17 protein-coding genes are annotated in these 20,441 nt (G+C 39.0%); 13 read left to right on the forward strand and 4 right to left on the reverse strand.

All coding sequences use genetic code 11. The features are described from left to right. Positions 1–17 precede the first annotated feature (17 nt). From argJ to ACN6MX_RS02285, 4 genes are all read left to right on the forward strand, one after another. A complete protein-coding gene (gene argJ / locus ACN6MX_RS02270) occupies positions 18–1,244 on the forward strand; it encodes a bifunctional ornithine acetyltransferase/N-acetylglutamate synthase (protein ID WP_419961065.1) in 1,227 nt (408 codons plus the stop codon). Continuing rightward, positions 1,207–1,986, forward strand: a complete 780-nt coding sequence (argB, locus tag ACN6MX_RS02275; protein WP_419961066.1) for an acetylglutamate kinase — start codon at positions 1,207–1,209, stop codon at positions 1,984–1,986. Before argJ ends, argB begins: the two co-directional genes overlap by 38 nt. After that, complete coding sequence (locus tag ACN6MX_RS02280; protein ID WP_419961067.1) at positions 1,983–3,110, forward strand: acetylornithine transaminase; 1,128 nt, start codon at positions 1,983–1,985, stop codon at positions 3,108–3,110. Before argB ends, ACN6MX_RS02280 begins: the two co-directional genes overlap by 4 nt. Before the next feature lie 525 nt (positions 3,111–3,635). Next, a complete protein-coding gene (locus ACN6MX_RS02285; RefSeq protein ID WP_419961068.1) occupies positions 3,636–4,589 on the forward strand; it encodes a nuclease-related domain-containing protein in 954 nt (317 codons plus the stop codon). Between the two features lie 205 nt (positions 4,590–4,794). Here ACN6MX_RS02285 and ACN6MX_RS02290 read toward each other — a convergent pair whose 3' ends face one another. Then, a complete protein-coding gene (locus ACN6MX_RS02290) occupies positions 4,795–5,118 on the reverse strand; it encodes a hypothetical protein (RefSeq protein WP_419961069.1) in 324 nt (107 codons plus the stop codon). A 50-nt stretch (positions 5,119–5,168) separates the two neighbouring features. Further along, complete coding sequence (locus ACN6MX_RS02295) at positions 5,169–5,723, reverse strand: helix-turn-helix domain-containing protein (RefSeq protein WP_419961070.1); 555 nt, start codon at positions 5,721–5,723, stop codon at positions 5,169–5,171. A 267-nt stretch (positions 5,724–5,990) separates the two neighbouring features. Here ACN6MX_RS02295 and ACN6MX_RS02300 point away from each other — a divergent pair, with 267 nt between their 5' ends. The 8 genes from ACN6MX_RS02300 to ACN6MX_RS02335 all read left to right on the forward strand — a co-directional run bounded on the left by ACN6MX_RS02300 (position 5,991) and on the right by ACN6MX_RS02335 (position 13,273). Then, on the forward strand, positions 5,991–6,818 hold the full coding sequence (locus ACN6MX_RS02300) for a transporter substrate-binding domain-containing protein (protein ID WP_419961071.1): 828 nt from the start codon (positions 5,991–5,993) through the stop codon (positions 6,816–6,818). Positions 6,819–6,840: 22 nt separating this feature from the next. Then, a complete protein-coding gene (locus tag ACN6MX_RS02305) occupies positions 6,841–7,500 on the forward strand; it encodes an amino acid ABC transporter permease (RefSeq protein WP_419961072.1) in 660 nt (219 codons plus the stop codon). 21 nt (positions 7,501–7,521) lie between these two features. Further along, the gene (locus tag ACN6MX_RS02310) at positions 7,522–8,250 is read left to right on the forward strand and encodes an amino acid ABC transporter ATP-binding protein (protein WP_419961073.1); all 729 of its coding nucleotides are present in this window, start codon (positions 7,522–7,524) and stop codon (positions 8,248–8,250) included. Positions 8,251–8,476: 226 nt separating this feature from the next. After that, positions 8,477–10,162 carry an S-layer homology domain-containing protein gene (locus ACN6MX_RS02315; RefSeq protein ID WP_419961074.1) on the forward strand — a complete coding sequence of 562 codons (1,686 nt, stop codon included), beginning with the start codon at positions 8,477–8,479 and terminating at the stop codon, positions 10,160–10,162. A gap of 211 nt (positions 10,163–10,373) precedes the next feature. After that, the gene (locus tag ACN6MX_RS02320; RefSeq protein WP_419961075.1) at positions 10,374–10,772 is read left to right on the forward strand and encodes a hypothetical protein; all 399 of its coding nucleotides are present in this window, start codon (positions 10,374–10,376) and stop codon (positions 10,770–10,772) included. Further along, positions 10,756–11,136, forward strand: coding sequence for a hypothetical protein (locus ACN6MX_RS02325; protein ID WP_419961076.1), 381 nt, complete (start codon positions 10,756–10,758; stop codon positions 11,134–11,136). The genes ACN6MX_RS02320 and ACN6MX_RS02325 overlap by 17 nt, the downstream gene beginning before the upstream one ends. A 125-nt stretch (positions 11,137–11,261) precedes the next feature. Then, positions 11,262–12,569 carry a nucleotide sugar dehydrogenase gene (locus ACN6MX_RS02330; RefSeq protein ID WP_419961077.1) on the forward strand — a complete coding sequence of 436 codons (1,308 nt, stop codon included), beginning with the start codon at positions 11,262–11,264 and terminating at the stop codon, positions 12,567–12,569. Beyond that, positions 12,566–13,273 carry a WecB/TagA/CpsF family glycosyltransferase gene (locus ACN6MX_RS02335; protein WP_419961078.1) on the forward strand — a complete coding sequence of 236 codons (708 nt, stop codon included), beginning with the start codon at positions 12,566–12,568 and terminating at the stop codon, positions 13,271–13,273. The genes ACN6MX_RS02330 and ACN6MX_RS02335 overlap by 4 nt, the downstream gene beginning before the upstream one ends. A 180-nt stretch (positions 13,274–13,453) precedes the next feature. Here the strand turns inward: ACN6MX_RS02335 and ACN6MX_RS02340 are convergent, their stop codons facing one another. Next, a complete protein-coding gene (locus tag ACN6MX_RS02340) occupies positions 13,454–14,341 on the reverse strand; it encodes an accessory Sec system S-layer assembly protein (RefSeq protein ID WP_419961079.1) in 888 nt (295 codons plus the stop codon). Then, positions 14,338–16,716, reverse strand: coding sequence for an accessory Sec system translocase SecA2 (secA2, locus tag ACN6MX_RS02345; protein WP_419961080.1), 2,379 nt, complete (start codon positions 16,714–16,716; stop codon positions 14,338–14,340). The genes ACN6MX_RS02340 and secA2 overlap by 4 nt, the downstream gene beginning before the upstream one ends. A 344-nt stretch (positions 16,717–17,060) precedes the next feature. On the opposite strand from secA2, the gene ACN6MX_RS02350 reads away from it, so the two are divergent. After that, complete coding sequence (locus tag ACN6MX_RS02350) at positions 17,061–20,195, forward strand: Ig-like domain-containing protein (protein WP_419961081.1); 3,135 nt, start codon at positions 17,061–17,063, stop codon at positions 20,193–20,195. The last annotated feature ends 246 nt before the right edge of the window (positions 20,196–20,441 follow it).

Here is a 20,441-nt window from a genome sequence, read left to right on the forward strand (position 1 = left end):
AAGAGGAGGAATAACTGATGACTACAAAAACGATTACGATGAAAAACATCTCCTATAAAAATATCGCTTCGCCAAAAGGTTTCCAAGCAACAGGAATCCATTGTGGCCTAAAACATAAGAAAAAAGATCTTGCATTACTTGTTAGTGACGTACCTGCAAGTGTAGCTGGTGTTTTCACAACGAATGCCATCAAAGCAGCACCATTACTTATCACAAAAGATGTCGTATATGAAACAGGTAAAATGCAAGCAATCATCGTCAACGCTGGGAATGCCAATGCCTGCACAGGAAAACAAGGAATGGCAGATGCCTATTCTATGCAAAAACTAACTGCAGAAAAATTAGGAATAGATCAATCACTTATCGGCGTTGCATCTACTGGAGTAATCGGGGAACTCATGAAAATGGAGCCAGTAACAACAGGTATCCAAAAGTTAGAACCTGTGGATGAACTGGAAGGCGCGATCGATTTTTCTTTAGCTATCATGACAACAGATACCGTAACGAAAAATACAACTTACCAAACAATCATTGACGGTAGGGAGGTAATCATCGCAGGAACGGCTAAAGGCTCTGGCATGATTGAACCAAATATGGCAACGATGCTTGGTTTTATTACAACCGATGCGAATATCGAATCCAATCATCTTCAGGACGCACTAAAAGCTATCACCGACGTTACTTTCAATGCAATTACTGTGGATGGTGACACATCGACTAATGACATGGTCATCGTGATGGCAAATGGAATGGCCGGGAACAATACGTTAACTCCAGACCACCCAGACTGGGAAAACTTCGTGGAAACCTTACACACTGTGTCTCAAGATCTAGCTAAAATGATAGCAAAAGACGGAGAAGGTGCAACGAAACTAATTGAAGTAGAAGTAAAAGGCGCCATTACTGACATAGAAGCTCGTAAAATAGCAAAAACAGTAGTAGGCTCTCCGCTCGTAAAAACTGCGATCTTTGGAAATGATGCAAACTGGGGGCGAATTATTGCTGCAGTAGGCTATAGCGGTGCGACAATTGATCCAAATGCCATTACAATCCTGTTAGGCACAACAAAAGTAGTAGAAAATGGTGAACCTGTTCCTTTCTCAGAGGATGATTTAATCATTTATTTGAAGCAGCCAGAAGTCAAAATCTTCGTCGACATTCATCAAGGCAATGGTCAGGGAACTGCATGGGGGTGCGATTTGACTTATGACTACGTCCAAATCAACGCAACTTACCGCTCCTAAACGCATCGTCATCAAGCTTGGCGGCAGTATGCTCGAGGGTTTAAATGAAAACTTCTTTACCAATTTCAAAAAACTTCAAGCAGCAAATCATGAAATCGTCATCGTCCACGGTGGAGGACCAGCGATCAATAAAGCCCTTGCTAGTAACGGAATATCGACCACTTCGATTAATGGAATACGCGTAACATCCGCTGAAGCAATAGGAATTGTACAGTCAACACTAGTCGGTCAAGTAAATCCAGCACTAGTTCACCAGCTGAATAAAAGCGGAATCCAGGCGATCGGTCTCAGTGGCTACGATAGTCAGTTATTGCAATGCACCATATTAGATGAAGCAACGTATGGTTTTGTAGGGGAAATCCAACAAGTGAATACCTCATTTATTGAAGTATTACTGAAAAATGGAATCACTCCCGTCATTTCAAGCATTAGCTGCACAACAGATGGAAACCCGTTGAACATCAATGCCGACACGGTAGCAAGTCAAATAGCGTTAGCAATAAAAGCGGAAAGTCTACAACTTGTTACCGACACACCGGGTATAAAAATAGATGGTGAGGTACAAGAAACTGTAACCTCTGAAAAAATTACCGACTGGATCACTTCGGGCGATATTTACGGAGGAATGATTCCGAAAGTAACAGCTGCTCTTGACTGCCTTACAGCTGGTATTCCAGCCGTTCAAATCGTCGGCAATCAGCTATCTGGCACAATAATTTTACAACAGGAGGTATATGCATGAGCTCTTTATTCCAAAACTATAATCGACGACCTATCCATCTTGTCAAAGGGAAGGGTACGATCGTTACGGACGATACTGGAAAAAACTATCTCGATTTCACAAGTGGTATAGCCGTGCTCAGTCTAGGCCATACTCATCCTGCGGTAGTCCAAGCGATTCAAAAGCAAAGCGAAAAACTTTGGCATATCTCAAACTTATTTGAAAATCCGGAACAAGAAAAATTGGCTGAGACCCTTGTAAACGATACTCACTTCGCCCACGCATTCTTCTGCAACAGCGGAGCAGAGGCGAACGAAGCAGCTATCAAGCTAGCACGCAAACATACTGGCAAGCATACTATCATTACATTTGAAAAATCATTCCACGGACGCACATTCGGCGCAATGTCAGCCACTGGCCAAGACAAAATACGCAACGGTTTCGGTCCACTACTCGAAACGTTCAAAACAGTACCCTTCAACGACGTAGCTGCATTAGAAGCAGTAATCGACGATGAAGTCGGCGCAATCATGCTCGAAGTAATCCAAGGAGAAGGCGGCGTAAATTCGGTAACGCCTGAATTTGCTCAGGCAATCTCTGATATTTGCACAGCCAACGAAATCCTGCTCATAGTAGATGAAGTCCAAACAGGCATCGCCCGAACAGGTACCCGCTATGCTTACGAGCAAACAGTCCTAAAACCTGACATTATCACGTTAGCGAAAGGTCTCGGTGGAGGCTTCCCAATCGGTGCCATGCTCGGAACTGCGGACCTACATGACTCATTAGGGCCAGGCACACACGGCACGACCTTCGGAGGAAATCCTCTAGCAGTTGCTGTCGCACAAACTGTATTAGATAACGTATTTGTACCGGAATTTATAGCAGATGTGAATAAAAAATCTGCTTACTTTATCGAGAAATTAAAAGAAGCTCTACCAACCAACCAGCTAGTCGGCTCTGGCCTACTACTCGGCATAGTCTGCGAAGAAGAAGTCGCTTCCTACATAACAGCTGCCGACGAAGCAGGTCTACTACTAGTATCAGCAGGACCAAACGTCATCCGCCTCCTGCCACCACTAACCGTAACAACCGAAGAAATCGACCAAGCAGTCGACATCTTACATGCAATCCTAACCAAATAAAAACTTGAATTAAAGCGCTCAGCGAACCGCTATTCACTCCCAAGGACCCACCAATTCGGCGGGTCCTTTAATAATGCCCGCAACATTGGAATATCCAAATAATCCCGTACCGCCAGTAAACCGCCTCCGACCGCTAGTATTCTACACCGAGAGCAAGTACCCACCCCAGCTCCGCGAGTAAATCCGTCTCGAGAGCAAGTACCCCCCATCCCTCCGCAAGTAATAACCAAACGGAAGCTTTTCGCCCGAGCGAAAAGCCAACAGCATTAAAGTTTCCAAAAAATTTGGTTATAGCATGTAATTTACGTTTCAACTAACCATATCGCAAAATTAACATCAAATTAATACAATAATATTCCCAAAATCAATTAATATTATTTTGCAATTTGAGCAACAATTCAATTCTTAAACCCGTTTCTTAAAGAAAATTCAATTCTCACCCTAAAACTCCCATTGAAATGCAATTTTTATTGTAGCTCTAGTAGACTATCACTAAATATGCTAATCTATCCTCGAGGTGATAAAATGATAATAAAACCATATGCACAAACTCTATATATGGAAGCACTTATCTCATTAAACAAACGACTAAAGAAAAGTCATCCTAAATTTATCTCTCTTAGTGAAGATGTGAAGCGTAATATCGCGGGAGATATAGGGGAAGAAGCAGTTATGAGTTTTCTTCAAAAAGTTAAACTTCCATACAAATTCTTTGCCTTCCATAACATTTCACTATATGGTGAGTCGCTATTTCAAATGGATGTACTATTAATTACACAGCACTATGCAGTGATCTTCGAAGTTAAGAACATCCAGGGGGAAATTGAATTTAAATCTCATCCCTATCAGCTGAGCCGAACATTATCAACCGGAGTAAGAAACTCATTCGACAGTCCTGAGATTCAACTACAAGAGTATATATATCAGTTGAATGTGGTATTTATGGCCGCCGGATTCTCGATACCTATTTACGGTGCAGTTGTTTTTCCCTTCACAAGCAGCTATATAAAAACCCCTCCAAGTGAAACAACCGTACTATTCCGTAATGAAATCAGATCTTATTTAAGAAAATTGAAAACGCATGATCCTCTACTTTCTTTAGAAGCACTTACCAGCCTCAAAAATTTTATTCTAAACAAAACTACTAATTACAAACCATTCCCATTAACACAACACTTTGCGATTAATCCAGATGACATTATCAATGGAGTAGAATGTACTACTTGTAGCCTTGTAGGAATGAAGAAAGTTGCCCGTCACTGGATATGTCCTAAATGCAGAAATATCAGCACTAATGCACATACAAAAACCATAAAAGAATATTTTCTAATATACAAAGACACCATTTCTAATACAGAATGTCGCCAATTTTTAAATCTCAATAATATGTACGAAGCAAATAGAATCCTAAAAAACGCGGACCTAGTAAAAACCGGTAAATACAAAGATGCTAAATATAAAATGGAATTTATAAAATAAAGACCTTCTATACTAGAAGGTTTTTTCATATGCAATAAAACCCCCCTCCGCAAGTAAAACCACCTTGAGAGCTAGTAACTCCAATTCCTCCGCAAGTACCATCACAAAAAAAGGGAATCTTTTCACTCCTGCGAAAAGCCAACAGCATTAAATTTCCCAAATAATCCCGTTCCACAAGTAAACCGCCTCCGACCGCAAGTAACCATTAATCAAGAGCAAGTACCCAACCCGGGTCTGTAAGTAAATCCTCCTCGAGAGCAAGTAAACTCATTCGCTCCGCAAGTAAAACCCAAAAAGGAAGCTTTTCGCCTCGGCGAAAAGCCAACAACATTAAAGCTTCCAAATAATCCCGTACCGCAAGTATACAGCCACCGACCGCAAGTAACCTATGACTGAGAGCAAGTACCCAACCCGGCTCCGTAAGTAAATCCTCCTCGAGAGCAAGTAACCCCAACCCCTCCGCAAGTAAATCCACCTCCAGAGCAAGTAACCCAACACCAATCACTCTGCAAGTACTACCGCCCCTCAAAAACACCCCCAACAAAAAAAGCCCTCCGCTCCCACGAAAGACCCCAAAACCTAAAAATCATACGTCATCGTCCAAATAGCCACTGCATCCGCATCGCCATCATTCATAAACCGATGCGGCAGCGAGCTATCAAAGTAAATACTATCTCCTTCGTCGATAAGGTAAACCTCGCCATCAATCTCAATCCTCAAACTACCAATAAGCATCAGCCCGCATTCCTCGCCGCCATGGAACATAAGCGGATCATCGGTGCCCTCGCCTGGCGATACAATCATCTTAAAAAAACTCATCTGTTTGCCGGAACTTGGCGACAAAAGTTCATATCCGACATTAGGTCGCACGCGTTTTATCAGATTACCCTCACCTTTACGGGTCAGCGTTACTGCATTATTCTCCTCTGACTCAAAGAACGAAAACACCGGAACCTTCAGGCTATGACTTAACTTCCATAACGTCTCTAAGGAGGGGGATACTTGTCCGCGCTCAATTTGAGAAATCATACTCTGGCTCACACTAGTTTTTTTTGCCAGCTCTTCTGACGTCAATCCTTGAGATCGACGTAAATACCTAATTCGCTTTCCAACCTCACTTTTGGGAAAAACCAATATTAACCCTCCTTGTGTATAAAAATACATTATGCAGAATAATAAAACATCTAAACATTAAAGTTATAAAATACTAACTTTACAATAAGTCACATAAACTACAACTACATATAATCTATTTTGCACCTTTTTCCAAGTAGAATCAATAATAAAAATATTATAACTAATTATTTTTATGTAGACATGTGAATAATAGTACTTTATACTACTAATAATTCACAAGTTTCATAAGGGGAACTTAATAAATAAAAAAACGGGGGTAAGATGATGAAGAAATGGTTAGCAGCAGTACTTATGATTACAGTTTTAATCATCGCAGGTTGTAGCAATGATTCGGGCGGAGGAGTATCGACGGAAAATTCTACAATTCAAAAGGTATTAAAAGAAAAGAAACTTATTGTCGGGATGTCACCTGGATATTTCCCGTTTGACATGAAAGATCCAAATGGCGACTTCGTTGGTTATGATGTAGACACTGCAAACGCACTTGCTAAAGCATTAGGAAAAGATATTAAAGTAGAATTTAAGCAATTTACTTTTGATGGTTTAATTCCTGCACTTAGAACAGGCGAGGTAGACATGGTTTTCGCTGGGATGACAATCCGAGGGGACCGAGCGTTGGCGGTTAGCTTTGCAGATCCATACTTCCAAACAGGTCAAGCTGTAATGGTACCTGGAACAGATAAAACAACAAAAACTTGGCAAGATCTTGATGTAAAAGGCAATAAAATTGCTGTAGGTATCGGTACAACTGGTGCGCTACTTGCAAAAGATGTATTTAAAAACGCACAAATATTAGACTTTGAAGAATTTCCATCCGCTGCAACTGCAATGGCGCAAGGGGAAGCCGACGGAGTAGTATATGATGAGCCGGCAATCGCGGTTTGGAAATTGAAAAACGGAGACTCGGTGAGAGAAATTGAAGAATTAATTTCTACAGAAAATCTTGGAATTGCTCTTCAGAAAAATGACTTCGACACAATTCAATGGGTGAACTCGTTCCTAAACAGCTATCTTGGAAGCCCTACCGAACTTGCATCACGAACTAAATGGTTTGAAACTTCCGACTGGTTAAATGAAGTTGTAGACGAATAAAACACTCTAGGGGGAATCAGCTATGTACAACTACGACTGGAGTGTCATACCAAGAAACATGGACGTCTTCATAGAAGGCGCACTTAAAACACTGGAAATCTCAGCAATCGCAATCCTTTTAGCGATTCCAATTGGTATCCTCTTTGGACTTGGACGTATCTCCAAAAACAAAATTATTTATAGCATCTCATCTACTTATATAGAAATAATGCGTGGCGTACCACTTCTAGTTCTTTTATTATGGATATTCTTTGTACTCGGACAATTTGTTCGGTTGGGCTCTTATTGGAGCGCCATTATTGGGCTTGCCTTCTTTTCCGCTGCATTTATCGCAGAAATTGTTCGCTCTGGAATCCAAGGCGTACCAAAAGGGCAAATGGAAGCAGCACGTTCACTTGGAATGACTCATACAAAGGCAATGAGACATATTATTTTGCCGCAAGCATTTAGACGAGTATTACCACCGCTTGCATCACAATTTATTATGCTGATAAAAGATTCGTCACTCGTATCGATTATAGCGGCAACCGACTTAACACTGAACGCCAAAAACCTAGTCGCAACATCATTTGCTTCCATAGAAGTATACACATTTGTTGCACTAATCTATTTCATCATGACATTCAGCTTATCATTAATCATTCGATACTTCGAAAAACGATTACTGAAAAGCGAAGCATAACGTTAAGGAGGGTGTACCCAAATGATTACTATTAAAAATGTCAATAAAAGCTTCGGCGACCACCACGTCCTAACAGACGTTTCGCTCGAGGTACCAAAATCGAATGTAATCGCACTAATCGGCCCAAGTGGAGCAGGGAAATCCACCCTAATCCGAACTATCAATGCATTAGAACCGATAGACACTGGCGAAATAGTCGTGGACAGCATCTCTATCCACGACAAAAAAACCGACATCAACGTAGCACGCAGTAACATAGGCTTCGTATTCCAAAGCTTTAACCTATTTCCGTTCCTAACCGCATTAGAAAACGTAACGATGGCACCGATGAAGGTAAAAGGACTAAGCAAAGAAGCTGCCGAAAAAAGAGGGAAAGAACTATTGGTCTCTTTAGGGTTAGATGACAAATTCGATGCTTACCCAAACAGACTTTCCGGTGGCCAGCAACAACGGGTAGCTATCGCACGAGCCTTAGCGATGGATCCACAAGTTATGTTATTTGATGAACCGACATCCGCATTAGACCCAGAAATGGTAACCGAAGTGCTCGATGCAATCCGCAAACTAGCACAAGACGGCATGACCATGGTTGTCGTAACACATGAAATGGGCTTCGCCAAAGAAATCTGCGACGAAATCGTCTTCATGGCAGAAGGCAAAATAGTCGAGCGCGCCGCACCATCCAAATTCTTCACCAACCCAGATACACAGCGTGCCCAAGACTTCCTATCCAAAGTACTAAACCACTAGAGCAATCTAGTGGTTTTTATCTTTCCCATTAAACATATCCTCACAAATTGCCCTATCTACCACATAAATCCACTAATCCACCTTATGAATCCCATGACAATTAACAGATTCTTACTGATTGGTAAAATATCCACAAATTACATGGATTCAAAACAAACAAAAAATGCTAATATCAGTTGAACACAGAAAGCTTATATCAAGCTAAAAAATTCGGGGGTCCAACATAATGAGTAAGTATCAAAAAATGTTCAAAGTTGCTTTAGCAACTGCACTATCTACTAGCATACTAGTAGCAGCATCACCCAATGCAACACAAGCAGAAGGAGTGAAAGTACCAACTTTTTCGGATGTAATAAATACACCGTCAAACCATCTTTACGCACCAGTTATGGATTTAGCTTCACGCCAAATCATCACTGGATACGAAGATGGAACTTTCAAACCGTACCAAGGTATCAATCGTAAGCAGGCAGCTAAAATCCTGGCTTTGGCACTTGATTTAAATCTAGACCCAGACAAGGTTAAAGATCCTGGTTTTACAGACATCAACAAGGATCATCCAAACTATGTTTACATCGCTGCATTAGTGGAAGCAGGAGTTATTAAAGGATATAAAGATAATACTTTTGGTCCAAACAACACGCTTACAAGAGCGCAAATGGCTAAAATGATTACTTTAGGATTTGAATTTGATCAAGTAACTCTAGCAGAAAATCCGTTTACTGATATTTCAAAAGACAAAGAGGTTGCAGGATTTGTTCAAACACTTTTTGCGAACGAAATCACAACTGGTACAACTGCAACAACTTTCAGCCCATACTCAAACGTAACACGTGGACAAATGGCTTCATTCATCTTCAGAAGTGAAAAAGAAATTGGTAATATTGCAGCAGAAGACTTCGGGCAAGTTACTAAAACTACTTTCACAGCTGGTGCAGGTCTAACAGAAGGACAAGACGCTAGCGATGTAGGATCATTAACAGTAGAATGGTTCAACCAAGCAGGAGCTGTACTTGGTAAAGGGACATTGAACAAGAAGTTTGCAACTGATTTCCCGACAGCTACACAAATTTCTATGCCGTTTGATGCTAACTTTAACTATGTAACAGATGGTTACTGGACAGTAGCAGGTGATTTCACTGGCGAACCAACTAAAGTGAAATTCACAGTAACATTCAAAAATGGTGACGTAGAAACAGCAGAAAACGCTAGAGTGTTATCTGGTAACATCGTTGCTCAAGACTTCGGTTTAGTTAGTGGAGACAGATATTCTGCTGGAGCAGGCCTAACTGAATACAAAACAGTAAGTGATGTCGATACACTAAAAGTTAAATGGTTTGACCTAGCTGGTAATGTAATAGGTGAAGGAACAATGACAGACAAATTTGCAAAAGATTACCCGGCAGCTACTGATATTTCAATGCCATTCGATGCAAACTTTGCGTATATTGGAGACGGATACTGGAATGCAGTAGGTAATTTCAAGGGAGAACCTGCTAAAGTAGAATTCTCGGTTAAATACAAAAATGGAAAAGAAGTTACTGTAGAAAATACAAGAACTGTTTCTGGGAACATTGAAGCACAAGATTTCTCTAACACTTCTGAAACAAGCTATTCAGCTGGAGCAGCTTTAACAGAAAACAAAAAAGTTAGCGATATTGAAACTCTAACTGCTGAGTGGTTTGATAAAGATGGAAAAACTTTAGCAAAAGGAACAGTGACAGAAAAATTTGCAACTGACTACCCAACAGCAACACAAATTTCAATGCCATTCGATTCAGCATTTGACTACGCAACAGACGGTTTTTGGAAAACAGAAGGCAAATTCACAGGTGAACCAACAAAAGTGACATTCTCTGTTAAATACAAAAACGGTAAAGAAGCAACTGTAGACAATACTTTAGTAAAATAAAACAAAATCCCAATCCATTGACCACTCCAAAGGTCAATGGATTTTTTTCATTAAACCCTCAAAACCTTTAACACTACAAAACCCACCGATTAGTTAAAATATTTAAAAGAGGGTATATAATACATGAATTAATACTATATTAAATACACATATAACTACAACCTTTAAAGTGTTTATGAATAGAATAAGTGATATGATGGGGGTGTAAATAATGAATCAGAAGGGATGGATTACTATGTCAGTAGAAATGATAGAAGCTGTAGAAAAAGTGCGAAATGGTTTTGGTATGGGAAGTCGAGTAAGTGTTACAGCATTAGGTCGATCAGCGAATTGGCGTAACGATTTAAACGAAAACTTAGCAATGGAAGTTGTTGATCGTAATGTAACAACCGCCGTTCTACTGAAACCAGAAGTATATCAAGCCATAATGGGACGGTTGGAGCAGTTGGAAATTGAACTAGAACAATCACAAATCGAAGCCCTATTCCAAAGCAGGGAAAACATGAATAATTGGGCGACAGGTGAAGAATTAGTAACAAAAGCAAACGACAATTTTGACTCTAGAATGAAGTATTTGAGAGGTAAGTTGAATAATGGAGATAATCAGTGAAGACATGCTGCGTCATGCAATTGACGTAATCGGTAGAACGGAAGGTATACAAATGGATGTAGATTCTTTGATCGATGACTTGTTTATCTTGTCAAATATCTATTCTACCGAACAAACATTTATACTTGCAGTCAATCAAATTCATCACTCTTTAAAACAAATTGAAAAAACAAGAACAATATGTACAGAATTATTCGGTAACCTATCGAACTGGCGGTCTTTTCACTTTCAAAGTAGACGGGTAAATAAACAATCCGCAGACTTACGCATTGTTTATCAAGACACAGGTGATTTCATTCAAGTTAGAGGATTTGGTAATAGGCATTTACCACACGATTTTTACAAAAGAATATACAAAAGATAGAGGAACGATCTTCGTAAAAGATTTTTCCTCTTCTTTGTGTGTTCAACCCCAACACTTCAATAATCGCCCATTCCCATAAAATATGTTATAATATTGCAAGGTAAAAAAGAAAGGAAGTACCCAACATGCAAAAAAAAATATGTGTGGTCGGCCTAGGTTATATCGGACTTCCAACCGCAGTTACATTCGCTAACCACGGCGTCCGCGTACATGGCGTAGACGTAAATGAAAAAGCAGTAAATATGATTCAAAACAAACAACTTCATATAGAAGAAGACGGCCTTCAAGAGCGCCTAGATAAAGCAATAGATGAAAAACTACTAACAGTTTCCACTAAACCAGAAGAAGCGGACGTATTCATCATTGCAGTACCTTCTCCGATTAACCGTGATAAAACAGCAAACTTAGAATATGTACGTCAAGCAACAGCATCAGTTGTTCCTTATATAAAAGAAGGAAATCTTGTTGTTCTAGAATCTACAGTACCACCAAAAACGGTTGAAAACATAATGCTACCAGAACTTATAAAAACAGGTTTGAAAATTGGTGTAGAGCTTTTCGTTTCTCATTCACCAGAGCGCGTAATTCCTGGTCGTATCTTCGAGGAACTGACGAACAATGACCGCATCGTTGGTGGGATCAATGATGAATCTGCCCAAATGACGAAAGAGCTTTATGAAACGTTCGTAAAAGGGACAATCCATATTACAGACGCTACAACAGCGGAACTAGTAAAAGTAATGGAAAACACATACCGTGATGTGAATATTGCATTCGCAAACGAACTAGCAAAAATTGCAGAAACACTAGATGTGAACATTTGGGAAGCTATTAAATTTGCAAACTTCCACCCGCGTGTGAATATTCACTATCCAGGTCCTGGAGTAGGGGGGCACTGTATCGCTGTTGACCCATGGTTCCTAGTTGAACTTAGCTCGGAAGCGAAAATCATCGAGCTTGCTCGTAACACGAATGATGGGATGCCAGGATACACGGCGAAAAAGACAAAACAAATCCTACAAGAAGTAGCAAACAAAACTACTGGTAAAGTTGCCGTACTTGGATTAGCCTTCAAAGGTAACGTAGATGATATGCGTGAAAGTCCTTCAACAGACGTGATCCAAGAATTACTAGAGCTTGGGTTAGAAGTAGTGTCATATGATCCGCATATTAAAACAAATACGCATCCAACACAAACACAATCTCTAGAAGAAGCTACTGCTGGAGTAGATGTTGTGCTTGTGCTGACAGACCATAACGAATTCAAAGCATTACAACCAGCTTCTATTCGTGAAAACGTAGCAACAGCAGTCGTTTTAGATACGAAAAACTGCCTACTTCGTCAAACATGGGAACAAGCAGGATTTGCTTTTTACACACTTGGTGATGCAAAAAATAAAAGCCAAAGTCAATTGGAGCATCAGAACCAATGAAAGAAATGATACTTGGTGTAAAAGTCGACACCGATAATTACGATGAACTCATAAATAAACTGTTCAAACGTATCGACAACAAAGAAAAATCACTCGTTGTTGCGATAAACCCTGAGAAGCTTATGAAAGCAAAGGAAGATCAGGCCTTAAAAGACCTCCTAAACCGTGCGGAATTTCAAATTCCAGACGGGATTGGTGTCATCCTTGCTTCCAAGCTAAACAAAGGTAATATCAAATCTCGCGTTACGGGTATAGATATGATGGATCGCATCGTAAGAGAAGCAGCAAGAACTGGGAAGTCTATATTCCTATACGGAGCAAAGCCAGGAGTAGCGGAAAGTGCAGCCGAAGCACTTAAGTTTACATATGCTTCGCTGCAAATTGCAGGTATACAAGATGGCTACGAAAAAGATAACGGAAAAGTCATTCAAAAGATAAACGAAGCAAAACCAGATATTCTATTCGTTGCGATGGGGTCGCCTCGCCAAGAAGAATGGATTGAAGCAAATCGAGACAAACTTCATCCATCCCTTTTCCAAGGAGTCGGAGGTTCATTTGACGTATTAGCTGGGAATGTAAAACGTGCACCAGGGTTTTTCCAAAAAACAGGACTTGAGTGGTTTTATCGTCTTGCAAAAGAACCGAGCCGCTTAAAAAGACAGTTAGTCCTACCGAAGTTCTTAATTGAGACTTTAAAAAAGTAAAAAAAAAATTCTAATATTTACTACTTGACGTACGTTTTGCTATTGAAGTATTGATCAAAAGATGGTAGCATGAAATTGTAAGGATCGTTTCCTCAGAATATATAAATTTTAAAAAAGTCGGTTGGTTGCCCACGCAAAAAAGCCTAAGTAGAACTTTCTACTTAGGCTTTTTTGTGTTACTTAATTATGCTCGATTACTTTTACGGACCAGCTAGTGAAATCTGGCTGTTCTTTTAGCACCATTTCATTAGGGAAGATGAATGTCCAAGGCTTACTTGTATTAGCTTGAACAGTAAGTGGGGGAAGAGTAAATGCACCCTTTGCCACCGTTTCTTTAGTTGCATCCATAACTTCAAGCGGTAGCTGACTAATAGTAATATCCTTTTCATGACCGCTTCTTATTAATACTGTTACGGACAAACTTCCATCCTCACTCAAGCTTTGCTGCAAGCCCATGAAATTGACTTCGTTTTTCTTTGGCGGAGTTAAATCCTCTACAATTTTTCTTAATTGATCTTTATTTGCAGTAGCTAAGGACTTCTCCCAATTCTCGTCTAAATCTAAACGGTGGGGAAGCTTTTGCTCAAATGCAATGGACCAGTTTTCCTTCAAAATTTGGTCAGCCGGAACAACTAAATGTTCCTTTTCAAAGGTAACAATCCACGGCATAGCGCTTTCTGCTGGAATTGTCCCTAGCTCACTTAAATCTGCATCCATACGACCAACTAATTTTCCGTCCTCACCGAACAAAACAAGCGGCGTGATACCCATGTTAATTTCTTTTGCCAATGATTGACGAAAGAAAAACTGTGCATGAACAGTTTCTCCTTCAATCTTTAACTCAATCGGTGCAAGGGAAAGTTGGTTTCGCTTTAAAGGTTGTAATTCATTTAAAAGAAATTGGAAATAGTATTGATCTTCTATTTGCTTTGGTTTGCCGCCATAGAAGTATAGTTTCGTTTGGATTTCTTCTTCCGATGCTTCAGCCGTTGTATCGATTAAGTCTTTCGAAGCGATAGCAGACTCTTTCTGTTGTTTCTTAGAAGTACGTTTGAAAAAAGGAATCATTCTACTTCTCCTCCATTTTGTAAAGTAACGCCATGCTCACGTATCAAATTAGAAATCTCCGTTGCGACTCCTTTACCAATTCCGTGAATCATACGAGTAAATAATTCTAAACCTTCTCGTTCATATTGTCTCATCGGATCCTCTTGGGAGTAGCTGCGCATACCGATACCTTCTTTTAGTTTGTCCATCGAATCCATATGAGTCAACCAATGCTGATCCACTGTACCGATTAAATATAAACGAAGCTGTTCCTTTTCAGTAGCATGTCTTAATAGCTCAAGAACCGTATCTTTATACAGATCAACCTGAGCATTCACTTGTTTTTTCGCAACTTCTATAGATAAATCTGTATCCCAAGCCGGAAGATCTATACCTGGCATCTTATCTAAGAAAACTTGGCGAAGTGCTTCAAAATCTTCCTCTGTATGAGAAATCTCCTCGTCAAAAAAGAAGTTAAGCTCATGTTCAGGGAACTCTTTTATAAAAGTAACAAATGTTTCTTCTATATTATCTCCGTAAATTAGGTGATCACGTAGCTCATAAATAGTTTTACGCTGAACATTTAATACATTATCCAGCTTCAAATTATATTCCCGTACACTATAGCTGGCACCTTCACAAATACGCTGCGTTCTTGTAACGAATTCCATTGCCTTTTTGTTCTCAATAAGACCATCCTTGCCTGCTTTCACATGAGATACTAATTTTTCTAATTCTTCTCCAGCAAAACGTTTGAACATTTCATCCTCAAGCGAGATGAAAAACTCGGAAATACCCGGATCTCCCTGACGACCAGAACGACCCTTCAGCTGATTGTCCACTCGACGAGACTCGTGAAGCTCTGTCCCGATTACATACAGTCCACCAAGTTCTGCTACGCCTTCTCCAAGGGAGATGTCGGTTCCGCGTCCTGCCATATTCGTTGCAACAGTGACAGTACCTTTTTGGCCTGCAAGTGAAATAAGCGAAATCTCGTGGTCAATACTTTTTGCATTTAAAACTTCATGCACAATGCCTACCTGTTTTAAATACTTCGAAACTTCTTCCGATTGAATGATAGAAGTTGTTCCTATTAATACAGGCTGCCCAGTTGCATGGAGTTCATTTACCTTTGAAGCAACCGCTTTATATTTGTCCTCTATTTTCGCATATATACGATTTGGTAAATCTTTTCGAATAATTGGTCGATTAGTTGGTATTTGCATCACATTCATCGCATACAATTCTTGGAACTCTTTTTCTTCGGTCTTCGCGGTACCGGTCATCCCTGATAGGAATGGATACATACGGAAATAGTTTTGTATTGTAATAGAAGCTTGTGTTTTATTTTCTTCCGTAATGATTAATCCTTCTTTAGCTTCAATTGCCTGGTGAAGCCCATTTGAAAGACTACGACCTTCCATTGGACGGCCTGTGAACATATCAACGAGTAATATTTTGCCCTCTTTAACAATATAATCTACATCACGGGCGAACATCATGCGTGCACGCAATGCTTGAATCATATAATGATAGAGCGTTTGATGGGCTAAATCATATAAATTATCGATAGAGAAGAAGCGTTCAATCTGTTCGATCCCTTCTTCTGTGTAACTTACTGTCTTCGTTTCTAAGTCAAACAGGAAATGCTTCTCTTGCTTAAATGATTTCACTAGCTTAGCGCATAGTGTGCTGAGCTGATCATGCACGTCCGTTTTCCCAGCGATTATAAGTGGCGTCTTCGCTTCATCGATTAAGACACTATCTACTTCATCGACTAAAGCAAAATGATATGGACGCTGTACACGCGAGTCTGCGTTGTAAGCCATATTATCTCGAAGGAAATCAAAACCAAATTCAGAGCCTATTCCATATGTAATATCAGCAGCATAAGCGGCAGCCTTTTGAGAAGGCTCCATCATAGGTAGCGTGATGCCGACAGTTAATCCTAAAAATTCATGAATCTGCCCTATTTGTTCCTGGTCACGCTTTGCCAAATATTCATTTACGGTGATGACATGTACACCTTTACCTTCTAATGCGCGGTAATAGGAGGGAAGAGAGGCAACCAATGTTTTCCCTTCACCAGTGGGCATTTCAGCGATATTACCGTCAGAAAGGACCATTCCTCCGATAAGCTGAACGTCAAAGTGACGCATACCAAGAACTCGGTGAGCTGCTTCACGAACAACGGCAAAAGCTTCGGGGCGAATAGCTTGTAGTTTTTCACCCTGTGCAAGTCTTTCTTTAAACTCAATTGTTTTGTTTGCTAACTCGATGTCAGAAAGACTACGCAATGTTTCGTCCCATTTATCTATTTCTAGTAATTCCTTCTTATATAAAGTTAGTTTTTTATCATCTACTGAGGGGAAAATCTTTTTCCATATGCGAGCCATTTGTTAATCTCCTTTTATATGAATACTCTTCAGTCAATAAGTATATCATAATTCAGACAAAATATTAAAAATTGGTTAAACTTAACTATTTAGGAAGTAGAAAAGAGGTTTAAGGAATATTAATCCAAAAAAACACTTGAAATTATCTTTTATTGCTATAGAATGGAAATGAGGAATCTAACAATTAGCTATAAAACTGGTAGCATTATGAAACTGTTTCCAATTTAGTAATTGACAGAATTCTATAACCACTCTATACTTTAATGTGTAGTTGGTAAACTATTATCATTTTGCCGTGTTAATAGTTTACAAATTTATTTTTACCTATGAGGAGGAAATTATCCATGGCTAACCAACCAACGAAATACAAGAAATTTTTAGCTGGTGCAGCTTCTGCTACATTAGTAGCAACAGCAATCGTACCAACTGCTTTAGCAGCAGACGCAACAACTGCAGCAACTGACTTTTCTGATGTAGCTGCAAGTCACACACACTACGCTGCAATTATGCAAGCTGTAGAGCGTGGATTATTCAACGGATACACAGATGGTACTTTCAAACCTGAAAACACTATCGACCGTAAAGGTGTAGTTAAATCTCTTGCTAACTATGTAGTTTCACAATCTGACTACAAAACTTATGAAGAGTATATCACTGCTAACAAATTAGTTGAAAAAGTAACACCATTTAATGATGTTCCTGCAACTCACGGTGATGCTGAATTATTTAACGCTTCTTTAATCGTTAAAGATTCTGGAATCTTCACAGGAAGCAACAACAACTTAATGCCTACTAACAACATTACTCGTCAACAAATGGCGAAAGTACTTGTTAACGGATTTGGCTTAAAAGATCTTGCTGGAGTTGAGTCAAAAGTTACTGACAACGCTAAAGCTCAAGCTGAATACGTAAACTTCATCAACATCTTATCTGAAAACGGTGTAACTGACCAAACTGCTTTCAACCCAACTGGAAACCTGAAACGTGGACAAATGGCTTCATTCTTAAACCGTTCATATGATTCAGCTCATAAAGTTGTAGCTCCTGAAACAGCTACTAAAGTTGTATCAGTAAGTGCGACTAACCTGAAAGAAGTTGTAGTGGCTTTTGACGGTTCTGTAGATAAATCAACTGCTAGCGAAGTTGTTAATTATTCAATTTCAGGAACTAATTCTCCTGAAGTGGATTCTGTATTAGTAGCTGAAGATGCTAAATCGGTAACTTTAACTCTTAAAGGCGAGTTAGTTAACCAAAATGAATACAAATTAGCTTTAAACAATATTAAAGCTGGAGATAAAGTACTTAACGAAAAAGATTTAGCTTTCAAACCTCTTGACAACACAGTGCCTACAGTTTCTAGTGTTGAAGCATTGGGGAACAAAACAATACGTGTAGCATTCAGTGAGCCTGTAAAACCTGCACAAACAGCTCAATTTACAGTAGATGGTAAAGTAGTAGTAGGTTCAATCCAAACTACAGGGAAAACTGCCATCATTAAACTATCTTCTTCACTTACAGATGGTGAACACACTTTAACAGCTGAGGGGATTTCTGATTATAATAACTTTAAAGTTGTTAAAGCAGATACAAAATTCAACGTTGTTGAAGATAAAACAGCACCAGTTGTAGCTTCAGTAGTAAGTGCTTCTTTTGAAAAAGTAGTTCTTAAATTCTCTGAACCAGTTGAGCAAGTATTTGCTTCTAACGTTTACTGGATGCAAGGCGCTGCTAAGAAACAAGCATCAAGCGTAAAAGCTTTATCTGATGATACATTTGAATTCACATTTGTAGGTGATAACAAACTTGTTTACACAACGGACTTGTTCGTAACAAATGTAAAAGATTATTCTGGTAATGTAATCGATAAAGATACTAAAGTTCAAGTATCACCAGTAATCGATCAAACACGTCCAGAAGTATTAAGTTCTGCTTTTGTTAAAGATTCAGACAACAAAAAAGTTGTAATTAAATTCTCTAAAACATTAGATCAAGATTCAGCTAAAAAAGCGTCTAACTATGTAATTAAAGATAAAGATGGAAAAACTCAATTAATCTCTAGTACAGTAGATGCTTCAAAAGATAAAGAAGTAACAATTACTTTACTAAATTCACTAAAAGACAACAGTGAATATACATTAACTGTTAATGGTGTTAGTGATAATACTACTTTGAAAAACGTAATTTTACCTTATACAACAACTTTAAGTGTGAAAGATGTAACATCACCAACATTGGTTAGTGTAACTCGTTTAAATAATACACAACTTTACGTTCAGTATAGCGAAGCTATGTCAACAAGTGGTGATGGATCAGTAGTAGATTCTTCAAAATACACAGTAACAAATACTGCTGAAAATAAAACACTTACTCCAGCTTCTTTCAATGTAACTGGAGATGCAAAAGGAGTTATTATTAACTTTAATGACACTCTTCCAGCGTTTGCAAACCTTACATTAAAAGCTCAGTTAGTAAAAGACTTAGCTGGAAATTATTTAGCTAACCTTACTGCGACACAACCTGTTATTGATAAAACTGCTACAACAGTTGATACAGTAACTGCAGTTGCAACAGATAAAGTAGAAGTGACATTCACTAAAGCTTTACAATCACTAAATCAAGGTGATTTCTTAGTAGAAGGCAATGAAATTGCTTACTCAGAATTATCTGCTGATGGTAAAACAGCTACATTCACATTAAAAACTGATTTACGTGAAGATGTGAAGAATGCTGCTGGTACTGGACTACTAAAACTTACAGTTGCAGGAACACCTTCATCTGTTGATATTTTAGGAGAAAAAATTGGTACAATTGCTGCTCAAGACATTACTGATGAAATTAGTGCAACTGTGAAAGCAATCGCATCAAACGATACTAGTGGACAAAAAATTAAAATTACTTTTAATGAAGGAATTAAAATTGGTTCATTAAATGAAGTGAAAACTGATTTCGTTATTAAAGACAATGAAGGAAAAGCCCTTTCAGTAACAGCAGCAGCTGTAAGTGGTGCTGGTAATGAAGAACTAGTTCTTACTTTAAATAAACCAGTTATTGCTGCTACAGTTTCAGTTAAAGATTCACGTTTCATTACTGACCTTGCAACAGATGCTAATTCAATAGCTGATGTTGATGCTAGAACTGTTGAGTTAGGTGGAGATAATCTTGCTCCAGCTTTATCTGCTGTAGGTGCAACAGTTGCTCCTGCTGCAACTGATGCTGCAACTCTAGCATTTACTTCTGATGAAGCCGGAACATATTACTATTTAGTATATGCAGATGCTGCTGCAGCACCAACAGTTGATCAAGTAATCGCTCAAGGAACTGCAGTTACTAAAGGTACTGGTGCAGCTCTTGCTGCAGCAAATTCAGTTGCTGTATCTGGTTTAACTACTGGAACTAGCTATAAAGCATACGTAGTAGTTGTTGATGCTAAAGGAAATAAATCAGCATTAGGTACAGCTACAACATTTGCAACTAACTAAGCTTTGGATATCAGGTTCTAAGTTAATTCTATTTTACTAAATAGAATATTTGAATGAGAGAAAGCCTTGTGGAGAGAAATCTCTGCAAGGTTTTCTTTGTATTTAGGTAGTGATATCGGATGTTTTTATGTACTGTGTACTATTCTTTTAATTTCCTTTCAGGGGAGAAGTAAACGTATATGACGGATTTGTATATTATGTAAGAATAATGTAGTTTTTGTGATGTTGTTGCAATGTAAATGGTGA

The organism is Psychrobacillus sp. BM2 (genome assembly GCF_048572895.1).
In the GTDB taxonomy this organism is placed as follows: domain Bacteria; phylum Bacillota; class Bacilli; order Bacillales_A; family Planococcaceae; genus Psychrobacillus.